This is a genomic window from Planococcus salinarum (assembly GCF_007004625.1).
GTDB classification, from domain to species: Bacteria; Bacillota; Bacilli; order Bacillales_A; family Planococcaceae; genus Planococcus; species Planococcus salinarum.
This window is the reverse complement of record NZ_VIFV01000028.1, coordinates 1-13,014: the sequence shown is the minus strand read 5'-3', so window position 1 is coordinate 13,014 and position 13,014 is coordinate 1. Positions and strand designations below refer to the sequence as shown.

The 13,014-nt window shown below is 44.7% G+C and carries 15 protein-coding genes; 8 read left to right on the top strand and 7 right to left on the bottom strand.

What is annotated here, in order from left to right:
• Positions 1–70 precede the first annotated feature (70 nt).
• Entirely contained in the window at positions 71–454 is a 384-nt protein-coding gene (locus tag DIJ65_RS13310; RefSeq protein ID WP_071152293.1) for a hypothetical protein, read from the bottom strand.
• A gap of 547 nt (positions 455–1,001) precedes the next feature.
• A complete protein-coding gene (locus DIJ65_RS13305) occupies positions 1,002–1,844 on the bottom strand; it encodes a hypothetical protein (RefSeq protein ID WP_071152294.1) in 843 nt (280 codons plus the stop codon).
• 210 nt (positions 1,845–2,054) lie between these two features.
• Here DIJ65_RS13305 and DIJ65_RS13300 point away from each other — a divergent pair, with 210 nt between their 5' ends.
• Genes DIJ65_RS13300 through DIJ65_RS16600 form a run of 3 tightly spaced genes read left to right on the top strand, consistent with a single transcriptional unit; the run spans position 2,055 to position 3,657 of the window.
• Positions 2,055–2,801 carry a MerR family transcriptional regulator gene (locus DIJ65_RS13300; protein WP_071152302.1) on the top strand — a complete coding sequence of 249 codons (747 nt, stop codon included), beginning with the start codon at positions 2,055–2,057 and terminating at the stop codon, positions 2,799–2,801.
• Positions 2,798–3,208 carry a VC0807 family protein gene (locus tag DIJ65_RS16605; RefSeq protein WP_230321427.1) on the top strand — a complete coding sequence of 137 codons (411 nt, stop codon included), beginning with the start codon at positions 2,798–2,800 and terminating at the stop codon, positions 3,206–3,208. The genes DIJ65_RS13300 and DIJ65_RS16605 overlap by 4 nt, the downstream gene beginning before the upstream one ends.
• A complete protein-coding gene (locus DIJ65_RS16600) occupies positions 3,205–3,657 on the top strand; it encodes a hypothetical protein (RefSeq protein WP_230321429.1) in 453 nt (150 codons plus the stop codon). The genes DIJ65_RS16605 and DIJ65_RS16600 overlap by 4 nt, the downstream gene beginning before the upstream one ends.
• 127 nt (positions 3,658–3,784) lie before the next feature.
• Here the strand turns inward: DIJ65_RS16600 and DIJ65_RS13290 are convergent, their stop codons facing one another.
• Positions 3,785–4,582: an aminoglycoside adenylyltransferase domain-containing protein gene (locus DIJ65_RS13290; protein WP_071152295.1), complete on the bottom strand. Its 798-nt coding sequence runs from the start codon at positions 4,580–4,582 to the stop codon at positions 3,785–3,787.
• 296 nt (positions 4,583–4,878) lie between these two features.
• Between DIJ65_RS13290 and DIJ65_RS13285 the strand changes: the two genes are divergently transcribed.
• Positions 4,879–6,084, top strand: coding sequence for an MFS transporter (locus DIJ65_RS13285; protein WP_071152296.1), 1,206 nt, complete (start codon positions 4,879–4,881; stop codon positions 6,082–6,084).
• 90 nt (positions 6,085–6,174) lie between these two features.
• Here DIJ65_RS13285 and DIJ65_RS13280 read toward each other — a convergent pair whose 3' ends face one another.
• A complete protein-coding gene (locus tag DIJ65_RS13280; protein WP_084226102.1) occupies positions 6,175–6,708 on the bottom strand; it encodes a DUF421 domain-containing protein in 534 nt (177 codons plus the stop codon).
• Between the two features lie 121 nt (positions 6,709–6,829).
• Entirely contained in the window at positions 6,830–7,381 is a 552-nt protein-coding gene (locus tag DIJ65_RS13275; protein ID WP_117303042.1) for a hypothetical protein, read from the bottom strand.
• Between the two features lie 199 nt (positions 7,382–7,580).
• Between DIJ65_RS13275 and DIJ65_RS13270 the strand changes: the two genes are divergently transcribed.
• The gene (locus DIJ65_RS13270; RefSeq protein WP_071152298.1) at positions 7,581–8,102 is read left to right on the top strand and encodes an RNA polymerase sigma factor; all 522 of its coding nucleotides are present in this window, start codon (positions 7,581–7,583) and stop codon (positions 8,100–8,102) included.
• Entirely contained in the window at positions 8,086–8,622 is a 537-nt protein-coding gene (locus DIJ65_RS13265) for a hypothetical protein (RefSeq protein ID WP_071152299.1), read from the top strand. The genes DIJ65_RS13270 and DIJ65_RS13265 overlap by 17 nt, the downstream gene beginning before the upstream one ends.
• Positions 8,623–9,017: 395 nt before the next feature.
• On the opposite strand, the gene DIJ65_RS13260 is transcribed toward DIJ65_RS13265, so the two are convergent.
• Positions 9,018–9,212, bottom strand: a complete 195-nt coding sequence (locus DIJ65_RS13260) for a hypothetical protein (RefSeq protein ID WP_117303044.1) — start codon at positions 9,210–9,212, stop codon at positions 9,018–9,020.
• Between the two features lie 100 nt (positions 9,213–9,312).
• Here DIJ65_RS13260 and DIJ65_RS13255 point away from each other — a divergent pair, with 100 nt between their 5' ends.
• Complete coding sequence (locus tag DIJ65_RS13255) at positions 9,313–9,714, top strand: hypothetical protein (protein ID WP_071152301.1); 402 nt, start codon at positions 9,313–9,315, stop codon at positions 9,712–9,714.
• 86 nt (positions 9,715–9,800) lie between these two features.
• Here DIJ65_RS13255 and DIJ65_RS13250 read toward each other — a convergent pair whose 3' ends face one another.
• The gene (locus DIJ65_RS13250; protein WP_142836505.1) at positions 9,801–11,732 is read right to left on the bottom strand and encodes a fructose-1,6-bisphosphatase; all 1,932 of its coding nucleotides are present in this window, start codon (positions 11,730–11,732) and stop codon (positions 9,801–9,803) included.
• Positions 11,733–12,021: 289 nt separating this feature from the next.
• Here DIJ65_RS13250 and DIJ65_RS13245 point away from each other — a divergent pair, with 289 nt between their 5' ends.
• On the top strand, positions 12,022–12,867 hold the full coding sequence (locus tag DIJ65_RS13245) for an STAS domain-containing protein (protein ID WP_117303047.1): 846 nt from the start codon (positions 12,022–12,024) through the stop codon (positions 12,865–12,867).
• Positions 12,868–13,014: the final 147 nt, after the last annotated feature.

The window sequence follows — 13,014 nt, the reverse complement described above, 5'->3', positions numbered from 1 at the left end:
ACTCTTACGTCATGGTTTGAATTTCAACGACTCGTTCTTGCTATACATATTCCCCTTGCAACTTAGCCCTTTAATGCTCAAGTATCCCCTTCAACTCTTGGGTCTGTTCCGCAGCTAACATATAAAATCCGCGGTCATCTTCTGTGCTATCCATAGGATCTTCGTGAGTTAGAAGGGTGCTGCCATCTTCCAAATACCAAACGTAGCGCCGAATTTCGGATATCCCTTCCTGAGGCAGATCCAATGTAAAGAAGACATCGGCTTTCATCTCCAAATCAGCAGGCTTTTCCACTTCCTTCTCCAGATTTATAACATCCCTCAAATCCGTTACCAACTCTGAATCCGTAATGTCAGTATGGAACTCTACACCGTTTGTCTCACCTTCCTGAAATGGTGTTCCTACCCGCAACACTTCTTCATCCGATGAACAGCCTGTAAGTATAAGGAACAGCATCATTGTAGCCACCAGCCATTTGAATTTTCTAATCGGACTCTCTCCCCTCTGCTTTTCTGGAACAGTTTTTTGTTGGAATTTTCTAACTATATTTTACCATAATGCAAAGAGCTCTTTATAAAAATATGGGGAAACTCAGCGAACGTTGATATCTGAGGTTGAGCGTTGATATATTTTTTTGAACGTAGATATAATTCTCTGAACGTCGATATATTCTCCTGAACCTCGATATCCGAATAATATATACAACCAGTGCTCCAATGGAGTGACTTTTTTACTCAAACTTCTCCACAATCCAAGACCAAAGACAGAATGGATGCTTTTCGCAGGCGAAAAGCGACAAAACCGGCAGAATAAATTTGAAAAAATTAGAAACTGCCTTCCCATTCTATGCACAAATTGTCTTGCGAAAAAACACCCGCTCCTCTCCACAGACATAAAAACCGGAAGGCTCCATCAGCCTTCCAGTTCCTTATAACTCTCTATAAAATCGCGGATCTTCTGGAGCTGATTTAAAAGCAATAATTTTCAGGGTATATTCTCATTTTCACGCCAAAAAATACTCTTCTTTATTCTGAATCCGGTACAGCTTCACTACTCCACCCGTTTTTGGATAGGCGATAAAATTGTAGGATTCACACGGACCGAGCCCTCTTGATAAGCCTTCAATCTTGCCGATGGGCTGCGCCAACTCTTCCCCGATTCGACAGGCATAGGCCCATTGGGTGTCCTCCAGCACAAAGTAGACGAAATCCCCACGGATGCTGGCGGCAAAAGTTCCCGCATTCAGCAGTTTCGGATCTTCGTGTACAATGATTGACTTGGTTTCAGGAACGATTTTCACCAGCGGCTTTGTTAAAGGAACCATCCAGATCGAGGACTCCTCGCCTTTGACCAGCGCCAGCACCTCCAGTATGTCGGGTTTGGTTGGCAAGTCTGATTCATATTTGAAAAGAGGAGTTCCCTTTAAATCGAACAGGACAAGCTTTTCAGCTGGCAACCCTTTCCTCAAAGTTCCGTAATAATAGCTGATCCAAATGCCTTCCGGACCCACCACCACATCTTCAATCGCATCGCCCGCGTGAAAAGAGCCAACTATTTCACCATCCCGATTTGCGATGTGGACATTCGGTTCATGCCCTCGGCTTCTGCGCTGCACGAGAAGAAGACGATCCCTATCCAACCAGCGGATAAACGGGCTGGCGTTTGTGATTGGGGATGGAATCCACTTACCATTCACGACAAGCCAGCGCTTCCGTTTCGCCAATATATACAAAGCCAATCCGTATTGATCCCGCCAGTCCGCGTCGCATATCGAATAATCCTCAACACCGGCATCCTTCTTTGAAAAAACGACTTCTTCCATTAAATGAATGGGCGTTTTAATCATGGAAAGCCACTCCTGACTTTTGCTTATTGCATATCTCTTTTTTACCTATTCTATGTATACTTTTAATAAACCTTTTACATTATCAGGGACTTATCCAATACAGTTCTACAAACTGACTGCCTTTTGTAAATTTTTCTAAAAACCACTTGCACCTTCCGTTACGGAAGGTTTTATAATGGAAATAAATACATAATGGAAACGGGGATGTTCATGTATTCGATCGGAAAACTTGCCAAAATGAGCCATGCTTCAATACGAACCTTACGCTATTACGATGAAATCGGATTATTGCTGCCAACTCATAAGAATGAGGCCGGACACCGCTTTTATTCGAATGAAGATATTTCAAAACTCCATTATATTCTCATGCTGAAAGACCTCGGATTCGCGCTTGAGACGATTCAGCAGTTTCTTTCCAATCGGGAATTCGACCTGCACAGCGTACTTTCGATGCGGAAGAAAATGATTCTGGCAGAGCAGGAAAATTTAAAGAAGATGGAGACGGCTATCAATACGTTGCTGACCATTGTCGAAACGGAGGAAGATACGAATTGGGAGATGATTTTCAACACGTTTTCTACATTTCCGGCCGACAAAAGCCTCTTGAGGGAGCTTTGGGCCAAGCATTTCACGGAAGATGAGCAGCTTGTCCTGAACAAATTTTCTGGCCCGGGAGACCACAGTCAAGAAGAGAAGCTTTGGCGCGACCTTACGCAGGACGTGCGTGCCAATTTGCATAAAGACCCACAAAGCCCTGATGCCCAAAGATTGGCAAAACGATGGATGGATTTGGTGGACCGGGTTTACGAAGGTAATGCCGAATTGGCTCAGAAGGTATGGGAGCTGAATAAAAAACGGGAGCCTCATCTTCGCTTCTTTGTCTTCGAACAGGAAATCATTACATTCATCGACCAAGCCATCCGGCATTATTTCGAAGGGAAGGAGTCAAAGCTATGAAGAAATTCATTGTCTTTGATATCGTTTGTTATGTGGTCCTTCCCTATTTTATCTGGAACTACGGCCGGGAGCCTCTGGGTGATTATTACGCGATGCTGCTTTCCACCATTCCCGGATTTTTCTACACGATTTACCGCTTTGCCATAGAACGTCAATTTAATATTGCGGGGATATCGATTTTACTGTCGCTTTTCCTTGGAACCATGATCAATTTACTTTCACAAAATGCAGAAAGCATGCTGTGGAACCAGGTTTATCTGGGCTATGCATATGGAATGATCTTCCTGATTTCTGTTTTGATCAGGAAACCCCTGGCTCTGCGTTTTGCTGTCGACTTTGTTTATCTGCAAGGCTTTGCGAAAGAAGACAGCTTCGCCGCATTTTCGAAAAAAGGGGTCTTTATGTGATTTCAACTGCTGACCTTGCTGTTTTTCGCCAGCAGCGTGTTTCAAAATTCGTTAAAAGCCTGGATGGTCCACACGCATGGAGTTGGTGGGTATGGAGAGCTGCTGATATACATGAAAGTCAGCGGGTGGATATTTTATGGTTTAATAACGGCCGGCTTTTTCTTTGTCGGTTCCAAGGTCAATTTTCAGAATCAGCAATCGAACGCGGACGCTCTTTCTCCCGCTTCCCCAGAAAACCCGTTGCAGGAAAAAGAGAGTCTTTCTTAACTTGGTTTGTATGGACAAAAAAAGAACAAGGTGCTTTTCTTTTAGCACTTGCTCTTTTCGTTATGATAAAGGCTCTACAGTTTTCACTTTTTCTCCAATTCTTTTATTCTTTTCTCCAGTTTTTCCACTTTCGCCATATTGAACAGTGCCACCGCCAATGTTGCCGTCACCAGAGAAAATAAGAATATCACTTCAGTTTTCACCAAATTTCCCCTTACAACCCGTTACTTGAAGTTCGTGGTTTTGTTTTAATTTCATTGTGGAGTAACTGGTATGTATAAAAAAACTCTATTTCAGGAACAAACGGATTCAAATCCCGAAGCTCTCGACTTTCCCATTTATATAATCCCTCAGTTGCTTTAACTCCGTCTCATGAAACTGCACCTCCATCTTTTCCCCCGTATAGACGGCCAGTCCCTTTTCAACGGTTGCGCCAAACTTTGCGGGCAGGTTTTCAGCTCCCCATACACCCGCTTCTTTCTTAGAACATATTTCCCCTTCTTTGAGGTACCAGTAAACCCGTATCAAATTCAGCATGCTGTAAACCGGCTTTTCGGGAATCCCTTCCAGGCAATCCGCATAGTCATCAAGGATGGAAGAAAGATAATCGGCTTTCGGCACGGTCGGGAAAATCTCGTGGATCGGTCGGCCTTCGATGCAAATGCCCCGGTGATTCAGAATCGTGATATGTGCCGCCAGATCAATGTCGTATTTTTCTTCTCCATCAAGACAGACATTCGTTCCTTGTGCAACATCCAGTTCATAGCGGTCCCGCCAATATTCGCTGAAATGAAAATCGTATGGCGTCGGAAACTTCCACTCCACCAGCTGCGAAACATTCAGGAAGCTGACTTCCACCGGGAACGGGTTGCCCGACTGCTCCAAAAAGAGCGACACCAGTTTCTGCTTTTCCGCCATCCCCACCGGAACGTCCGTCACCACCAGCAAGTCGATATCGCTCCTGGCCGGATTAAAGCCGCCCATGGCAAGCGAACCGTGGAGGTACACGCCGACAATCCGGCTTTCGAGCTCCAGGTGCATTTTGCGAATCAAACCGTGGAGAAATTCTTTTATTTCAAGTGAATCCGCAGTCAATCCTTTTTTCATCAGGAAACTCCTTTCGTTTATGCTGGGACACGCCGAAGAAGAGGCGCCGATCTTTTTTTCTGAAACTCGATACTTTCCATCACTTGGTTCCTTCTACTATATCCAATATTTTCTTTCATCACCATTTATTTTCAGACTATTTCACGTATAATAAAATTAATAAACTCGCCAGATAAATCACCCCAAGGATTTATCTTCCAACCGAAAGGAAAATCGCCCATGACTGTTCGTCCAATTTGAGTTTCCCCCGAATTTAATAGCTTATATACGAATTTAATTCTTGGGGGACCTTTTATATGAAACTGAATAGAAATTTCCACTTGCTGCTGACGGGACAATCGCTTGCCAATATTGGCGATATCCTATACATCGTCAGCATTATTTACCTGATTTTTGAACTGACCGGGTCCGCAACCGCGGCGGCTTTCGTTCCTTTTACCATTACCGCTTCGATGTTCCTGTCAAACACCCTGACGCCTCTGCTCATGGAGCGCTGGAATCTTAAGTGGCTGCTGGCAGTGTCTCAAATAGGGAAAACCGGATTGCTGCTTGCACTGGCTTTCCTGATGCCGCAGTTGGCTCTATCCAATTTTGTCTGGCTGTTTTTTATCATCAGCCTTGCGGCGTTGCTGGACGGCTGCGCAAATCCGGTCACGCAATCGCTGATTCCGCTTTATGTGAAGAATGAACACCTGCTGAAAGCAAACAGCCTAACCGAAACGGTGACCCAGTTTATCCAGACAGCCATGTGGTTTGTCGGCAGTTCCCTGCTGATTTGGCTGACAGCAAACGACCTGCTGTGGATAGCGGCCGGGTTGTTCCTGCTGTCGAGCATGCTGTTGATCAGCCTGGAACCGGCGGACTTCACCCCTGCCAAATCGCAGGGCAAATGGCGGCAAATCAGCAAAGGCTGGAAGACCGTCACCCAATCGCCCGTGCTGAAGCGCATTGCCTGGATGGATGTAATGGAAACAATTGCCGGCACCGTGTGGATTGCCGCCATCCTGTTTGTATTCGTCAGCGACGCGTTGCTGGTCGACGAAAAATGGTGGGGATTCATCAACGGCTCCTTCTTTTTGGGATTGATTGGCGGCAGCCTCTTTTGTTTGAAATTTGCCGACTGGATTGACCAGCGGCTCAGTTCTCTCATCTTTTGGGGATCGGCACTCACCAGTCTGGTGACCATTCTCTTCGGACTGAACAGCCTGCCGCTGCTGGCGTTGCTCTTTTCATTTCTCGTCGGAGTTTTCAGCCAACTCAAAAACATTCCGCAGCAAACCGTGGTGCAGACCAGTGTGCCAACCGCTCAACTGCCGACTGTCTATACGACGCTCGGGGCAATTGGCACCGGCACATTCGGAATTGCTTCTTTAATGATGGGAATTCTGGCAGATGCTTACGGCATTCGCAGTGTCTTTGTGTTATCCGGCCTGTTATTGGGCCTCGTCAGTCTCGTCGCCTATCAGGGGAGATCCCTTTTCTGGCGAACGGCGCAGGAGTAGCTTCACCATAAAAAGAAGGTCAACGGAATCATTCCGTCGGCCTTCTTTTTTATTTTATTCAGCTGGCAGCTGTTAAAATTCGGGGTTGTTTTAGTTTCCTCCCCATTTTTCGGCCACACCTTCCAGGGCATCTTTCGTTTCGACATCGGCTTTTTTTATAATGGACAGCGAACCGTCCCCTTCAAGAACGATTGCTTCCACGTTCTCGAACGAGTTCAGGCCCTGCTGTCGCACTTTGCTTCTTAAGTCTTCTTTTCGAAGACGTTCTTTTAGCATCAGCTCTTCATTAAACCGGCCATCGTAATACAAGAACGCTGGTGTGGCTTTTATATAATCCGAGAAACGTTTGGAATTCACCGACAGTTTTGTGACGATGTATTGCAGCAATGTCAGCATGACCAGGAGAACCACGCCATCGGCAAAAGTGACTTTGTCATTTGTGATAATGCTTGCCAAAGTCGCACCATACGTCACGGTTATGATGAAATCAAATATATTTTCATTCGTAAGAGTCCGTTTTCCAAAAAAGCGCAGCAAAACAACGAGGAAGGGATACGTCAATAAGCACATAATTGCGACGCGAAAAATGCTTTTCCAGCCATCATACAATATCATATCGACCATTGGTCCACTTCCTCACCGTTCATTTTCCAAGGCAGGGCTTTATTCAAAAGTTACCCTTCAGTGTCTGAAATGAAACGGAAGCGATGGCATATGAATTTTACAAAAACTATCTCCAGAGAAATTATTTTCTCAGTTCATCTGAAAGGCCTGAGTCATTTCCATATTGGAACTTGCCTATCTTCTTTTCTGCTGGCGAAAACAGAACCACTCCTTCAACATCAGCAATCTCCTCTTCTCCAGATTCTTTCTGATAGCCCACCTGCGCTGTAAAGGTATATTTATTCGACACCTTTTCACTTTCTTCGATTGTTACCCCTTTAAGGTTCAGCGTATAATCATTCGAATGGGCAAAACTCTGGTAGGCACCCCCGAATGTCCTCATAAAGGTATCGAGTGCGCTTTCCGTAAAATATTCACCGTATGTCTCCTGGATGTACTTATCAAACTTCTCATTTACTTCTGCGCCGTCGACGACCGTTTTGTATTCAGGATTCCACATCACGTCTATGAACTCCTCGTCGGGTCCGTTGAATTGAATCGCAAGGACCTCTTCAATTGCATCCTTATCGAAATCTCCCGCTCCTGTTTGGGAACAACCGGCAAGCAATAAGCCAAACAGCAGCATGCCAAAACTTAAAACAACTAACATTATCCTTTTATTTTTATTCAGCATGGGTTTCCCTCCCTTTTATTGGTATACGATTTATACCAGTAAGAGTTTCATAATTCCCATATTTATGTATTTTATTTAATTAATTGCTGTGAGCTCTGCCATTCCAGATTGAATCATTTACACTTAATACCAGCCACTCCATATAAAAAGCGCTACTTTTATCCAGCTCACTCGTCTGGACCGGTAAGGAGGGGAAAACATGGACGAAGAAGTGGAAAGATTGTTTCTCGCACACAATAAAACGGTTTACCGCTATATATACTGGCTGGTCAAAAACAAAGAGACCGCAGAGGACCTGACACAGGACACCTTCTATAAAGCCTTCAAAAATTTCCACAAGTTCCAGTGGCAGTCTTCCGAGTCGACGTGGCTGTTGAAGATTGCGCGCAATGTGACTTACGATCATTTCCGGAGAAAAGGGCTGATCAGTTTTTTGAAATGGGACGGCAAAAACGATGTGGATACTTCTTCGTTGAGCCCCGAGTCTTCCATTCTGCGCAATGAAGAGCTTGCCAGACTGTATGAAGCTTTTGACCATTTGAAGAAGGATTACCGCGACGTACTGATTCTCCGCAAAGTGAATGAGCGCTCCATCAAAGAAACCGCCTATATCCTCGGCTGGACGGAAGCGAAGGTAAAAGCCAAGGCCGCGCGGGCGTTTGAGGCTTTGAAGCAGGAATACACCCGAAAGGACGGTTTTGTAAATGAGCCAACAAAATGACTTCGACCCCCTTTTCGAAGAAATGAAAAGCGCGGAGCTTTCCGAATCTGCAAAACGGGATACCCTTGCCGGACTGCACAACAAGCTCAGCCGCAAACGGCAGCACTTCATCCCGACTGTGGTATCCGGTCTTGCAGCCGTTGCCGTCATCGTCTTTCTTGTGCTTTTTGCTTCCAACTCATCGATGTTCGAGAATATCTCGAGCGGCGGTGGCGGCGAGGATCAGCTGGTGTTTGCCGGTGCGGGAGAGAACTGGGAGATTGAGTATGTGGTGATGTATCAAGAAGGTGAACGGGAAAAAGATGTTGCTACTCTAACCTATATCGGAGATGGCAACCCACCAGAAACTATTGATTATGAAGTTGGATCTTCGAGCGGAACAAATAATAGTTTGAATGAAGAAAATTCCCTTGTCATAACGAGCCAGGGCAAAGGCTTGAAGCTTCATGAAAGCCAGGAGAATGAGGCTGTCATCAGGTGGGAAGGAAAGTCCGAAACCTTTTTATTAACACGCAAATAACATATAAACATCATAACTATTCCGATTGATCGTGTGTATATAATGAGCATGCCAAAAATTGAAAAGAAGAGAGCCTGCTGAATGCAGGCTCTCTTCTTTTTCGCTCATAAAATCCTGTATTTAATCCACGCAATCCTCCTAGCCCCTAACTTGGATCATTTTAAAAAAATATGTATACATGTCTTAACTAAAAAATCCTTTATCAACTATATCCATTACAACAATTCCCCAATACCAAAAACTCATCACAAAAAACATCGTTCCGAAGGTGGTAATCATTTTGGGGAGTTTTCCGTTCGTGTAAATGAGCAGCAATCCAATGCCGATGTGAAAAATGGCAAATATAATAAGACTGATTTTTAACGCCCCCAACCTCTGTAAGTTGAACCCTGAAACTATTCCTGTTCATCTTCTTTCCTTACAGCTTTTTTTATTCCAATAATTACAGCGTACGTAATGATTATTCCAATAAGCATACCAATCAAGCTTTGCATGGAACTATCACTGTCTTCGAATAAGAGTTGGATTATAAAATATCCAAGAACGGCTCCTAGTATAAGACCAATAAACGTTTTCAAATCCTTTTTCATAATCACACCCCTTCCATTTACTGTAACATACCGTACAAAGGTAGCTAAATGACCCTTTCTCCTTTGACAACGCCCATACAACTCCTCCAGGAAAATTCACTTGAACGGTTTTTCGCTTTTCGCCTGCGAAAAGCATCCATTTGTCTTTTGGTGTTGGTTTGGTCTCCTGAATGCTGGGCGGCATGCTTGTTTACTCCCAACTATGGTCGATTTACTCCCAACTTTGCCTCTTTTACTCTCAACTTTGCCTGATTTACTCACAACTGGCTCTTTTCACAATTCAGCACACCTTATTTTATTCAAAATAAATGAAAAGTATCATCTTCGAGGTGTTGAGCCTGCTTGGATTCAGGTTGGATTTTTTTATGCCCAACTTTGGTCGATATATGCCCAACTTTGGCTGGTTTATGCCCAACTTCCTCACTTTTATGCCCAACTCCCTTTTCCCGCCACTTCGAACACTGTATTTTTATTCAAAATGAACGAAAAATACCACGAATAAAATCTATAAAATCGTTCACCCATAAAAATACCCCCGAGCGAAAACTCAATAAGAGCCTTCGTTCGGGGGGTTCTAATTTCTAAGTCCTAATCCATATACCGATGCTTCCGCAGACTGTTCAAGTTGGCAATTTCCTGCTGGAGCTGGCTGCCGATATTGGTTTCGCGGACTTTTTTCCGTTCCAGTTCTTCATCGACCAACCGTTTGATCGACAAAACGTCGGTTCCGTCGGTCAACACTTCTTCTTTCGAAGTGAACAGCTGGTGGGCAACGAGCTGCATGCCGAAGGAATTGTATAACAGCGTGTAACCGGCAATCCCTGTGGTGGATTGATAGGCTTTTGAGAATCCGCCGTCGATGACAATCATTTTGCCGTTCGCCTTGATCGGATTTTCGCCGTCGATTTCTTTTACCGGCGTATGGCCGTTGATGATGCGGCCGTGTTCCGGATTCAAATCAAATTCGGCGAGCATCTTGCGGCACATGTCTTCGTCTTCGCGCAAATGGTAATACGGATTTTTCCGTTCTTTATGCGTCTCTTTTTCTTTGATGAAATAGCGCTCAAAAGTCGTCATCTCGCGTTTGCCGAACAGGGAAGAATTTTCCCCCGTCCATTGGTACCACACCATATCGGTCGCAAAATCATCGGTTTCTTCCGGATGGGCAAACGCGTGGCGCAGATATTGCTCAAAGACATCAAGCAATTCGCGGCCTGCGTAGTTCTTGCCTTCGATCTCCATTTTTTTCATGTCACCGTTTTCTTCCAGCGGAATGCAGCCGTGGATCAGCAGATTGCCGTTGTACTGCAAATAAAGGCTGCCTTTTTTCATCAGGAAATTCATGTGCCGCGCCAGTTTCTCCGAATGCTGGATGGAGAATAATAATTTATCGATGACTTGCTGTTCTTCATCCAATAACTTATCGGGCTGCTCCGGATCGATTGTTGCGAAGCAAGTGTTTACGAGGGAATAAGTTTTCCCGTGCAGCGTCGCTTCATTCCTTTCATAATCAATTTTTTCGAGCAGCAAACGATCCTCCATGTCAAAACAGGAACGCCTTTTGATGATTGGGCTTTCCAGCTTGAATTGGATGATGGAAATGGCTTGGTGAATTTTTGTGATTTGCAGATGTTCCTGCTCCGTCAGCTTTTCATCTGTGATCCGTTTTGGATGGAAAGCGGGATTGTCCTCGTAATAGGTTTCCGCCAAATTCAAAAGCGGCCGCAAATTGATGCCGTAGACATCCTCGATGATGTCCAGGTTGTTATAGCGTGCACAGATCCGGATGATGTTCGCCAGACAAACTTTTGAGCCTGAAAAAGCGCCGAGCCACAGCACATCGTGGTTACCCCATTGAACATCTACGGAATGGTAATCGATGAGCGTATCCATGATTTTATGCGGATCCGGTCCCCGGTCATAAATATCGCCGACGACATGAAGATGATCCACCGTGAGGCGCTGCATCGTATATGCCAGACCAATGATCAGTTTATCCGCCTGGCCAAGCGCGATGATCTGATCCAGCATTTTTGCGTAATATTCCTTCTTGTTCGTAAACTCGTCCGTCTTATACAGCAACTCTTCAATGATATACACAAATTGCTTCGGCAAAGCCTTGCGTAATTTCGACCGCGTATATTTCGAAGCAGCATAGGACACCAGTTTCAGCATGCGCTCGATGATTTCGATGTACCATTCCCGCAATTCCCGTTTGCTGCTGAAATGGCTTTTGATCAACTGCAGTTTCTCTTCCGGGTAATAAACCAGCGTCGCGAATTCATTGAGCTCCTGTTCCTCTAATTCATCCTTGAACAAATCCCTGATTTTCACTTTCACATTGCCCGAACCGTTTCGCAGTACATGCTGGAACGCCTGGTACTCGCCGTGCAAATCACTGACAAAATGCTCTGTCCCTTTCGGCAGATCCAATATCGCTTCCAGGTTGATGATTTCTGTCGCCACTTTTTCCTCGCTGTCGTATTTCTGCGCCAATAAATCCAAGTATTTTAAATTCAGCATATGAAATCCCCTTTCAAAATCTGCTCACATCTATATTCATGAAAAGCCCGCTTCATTTCGAATCAAGCCTTCTGCAAAAGAAAATTATCTCTATCTCCAGTCTATAGCAGTTGGGGGGCAGGCTCTAGTATTAAATGAAGGGCATATGTCTTGACCATCTAAAGTCGATTATTATAGGGTTAATAACAGAGGAATTGAAGAATACGGCTTATGAAACTGACGGTTTTATTGAAATACCAGCAAAAGACAGGTATTCTCTGACAGCCATTGAGGAGGAAAGTGATACATGCACGAGACGAAGAGAATATCCACTCACGACTCATTAAAAGCGGTTTCTTATAAACTGTTTGAGGTGATCAGCGATGAGTTGGATGTGAACACCGCGTATGTGACGCAAAAAGGACCGAAAGCCATGGAGGTCATCAGTTCGTTCAACAGGGATCATTACATTATTCCGGAAGGCTATGAGGTCGATTACGATGGAACTTATTGCCGCCTGATCATCCAAAACGACCAGGAAGTGATGCACACAAACGATTTGTGCTCTTTCACGCTAACGAAGGATTTGGAAGTGACGGACCAGCTCGAAGTTAAAGGATTTCTGGGCGTGACGCTCCGTGATTTCTACGGCAATGTGTTTGGCACGCTCTGTGTCATGGACAAAGAAGAAAAAAATTTCACCGACAAAAATATTCAATTCATGAAAAACATGGCCGAAGTGCTGTCCTACATTATTCATCTGGACAATACCGTCGCAGACATTGATTTACTGAGTGTGCCGATCATCCCGATCAAAAAAGGACTGGCGATTCTGTCACTGCAGGGAAACATCAACGAAGAACGGTCCCAGAAGATTATGGAAGATACGCTGAGTTACGCAGCCAAAAACGGCAGCCACTCGTTTATCATCGATTTATCCCAGCTCGTTCTTCTGGAGAACCGCTTCCCCGACATATTGAAAAACCTGGTGCTCGGCCTGAACATTATGGGCATCAAAGTTATGATGACGGGACTGCCGCCATGGCTGGTCAAAATGCCGGAAGTCCGCGACCATTTAACGGACCTCAAGACAGAATATGTGATGGACATCGAATCGGCGTTGAATAAGATTGGGTATACATTAGAAAGTTAAAGAAAATTCTATTATAAAAATAATCGAGTAGGAGGGAGCGATTAACTCCCGACCTCTCACACCACCGTACGTACCGTTCGGTATACGGCGGTTCAATTAAGATGCATAACGCAAAGTTTCATAACGTGCTACCAGACTTTTGAGCCC

Bases quoted from the DNA above. Each gene is read 5' to 3' on its own strand.
- DIJ65_RS13265 (WP_071152299.1), top strand. From the start codon at position 8,086: ATGAGCCAACAAAATGACTTCGACCCCCTTTTCGAAGAAATGAAAAGC.
- DIJ65_RS13245 (WP_117303047.1), top strand. From the start codon at position 12,022: ATGCACGAGACGAAGAGAATATCCACTCACGACTCATTAAAAGCGGTT.
- DIJ65_RS13300 (WP_071152302.1), top strand. From the start codon at position 2,055: ATGTATTCGATCGGAAAACTTGCCAAAATGAGCCATGCTTCAATACGA.
- DIJ65_RS13305 (WP_071152294.1), bottom strand. From the start codon at position 1,844: ATGATTAAAACGCCCATTCATTTAATGGAAGAAGTCGTTTTTTCAAAG.
- DIJ65_RS13310 (WP_071152293.1), bottom strand. From the start codon at position 454: ATGCTGTTCCTTATACTTACAGGCTGTTCATCGGATGAAGAAGTGTTG.
- DIJ65_RS13275 (WP_117303042.1), bottom strand. From the start codon at position 7,381: ATGCTGAATAAAAATAAAAGGATAATGTTAGTTGTTTTAAGTTTTGGC.
- DIJ65_RS13270 (WP_071152298.1), top strand. From the start codon at position 7,581: ATGGACGAAGAAGTGGAAAGATTGTTTCTCGCACACAATAAAACGGTT.
- DIJ65_RS13290 (WP_071152295.1), bottom strand. From the start codon at position 4,582: ATGAAAAAAGGATTGACTGCGGATTCACTTGAAATAAAAGAATTTCTC.
- DIJ65_RS13285 (WP_071152296.1), top strand. From the start codon at position 4,879: ATGAAACTGAATAGAAATTTCCACTTGCTGCTGACGGGACAATCGCTT.
- DIJ65_RS16605 (WP_230321427.1), top strand. From the start codon at position 2,798: ATGAAGAAATTCATTGTCTTTGATATCGTTTGTTATGTGGTCCTTCCC.
- DIJ65_RS13260 (WP_117303044.1), bottom strand. From the start codon at position 9,212: ATGAAAAAGGATTTGAAAACGTTTATTGGTCTTATACTAGGAGCCGTT.
- DIJ65_RS13280 (WP_084226102.1), bottom strand. From the start codon at position 6,708: ATGGTCGATATGATATTGTATGATGGCTGGAAAAGCATTTTTCGCGTC.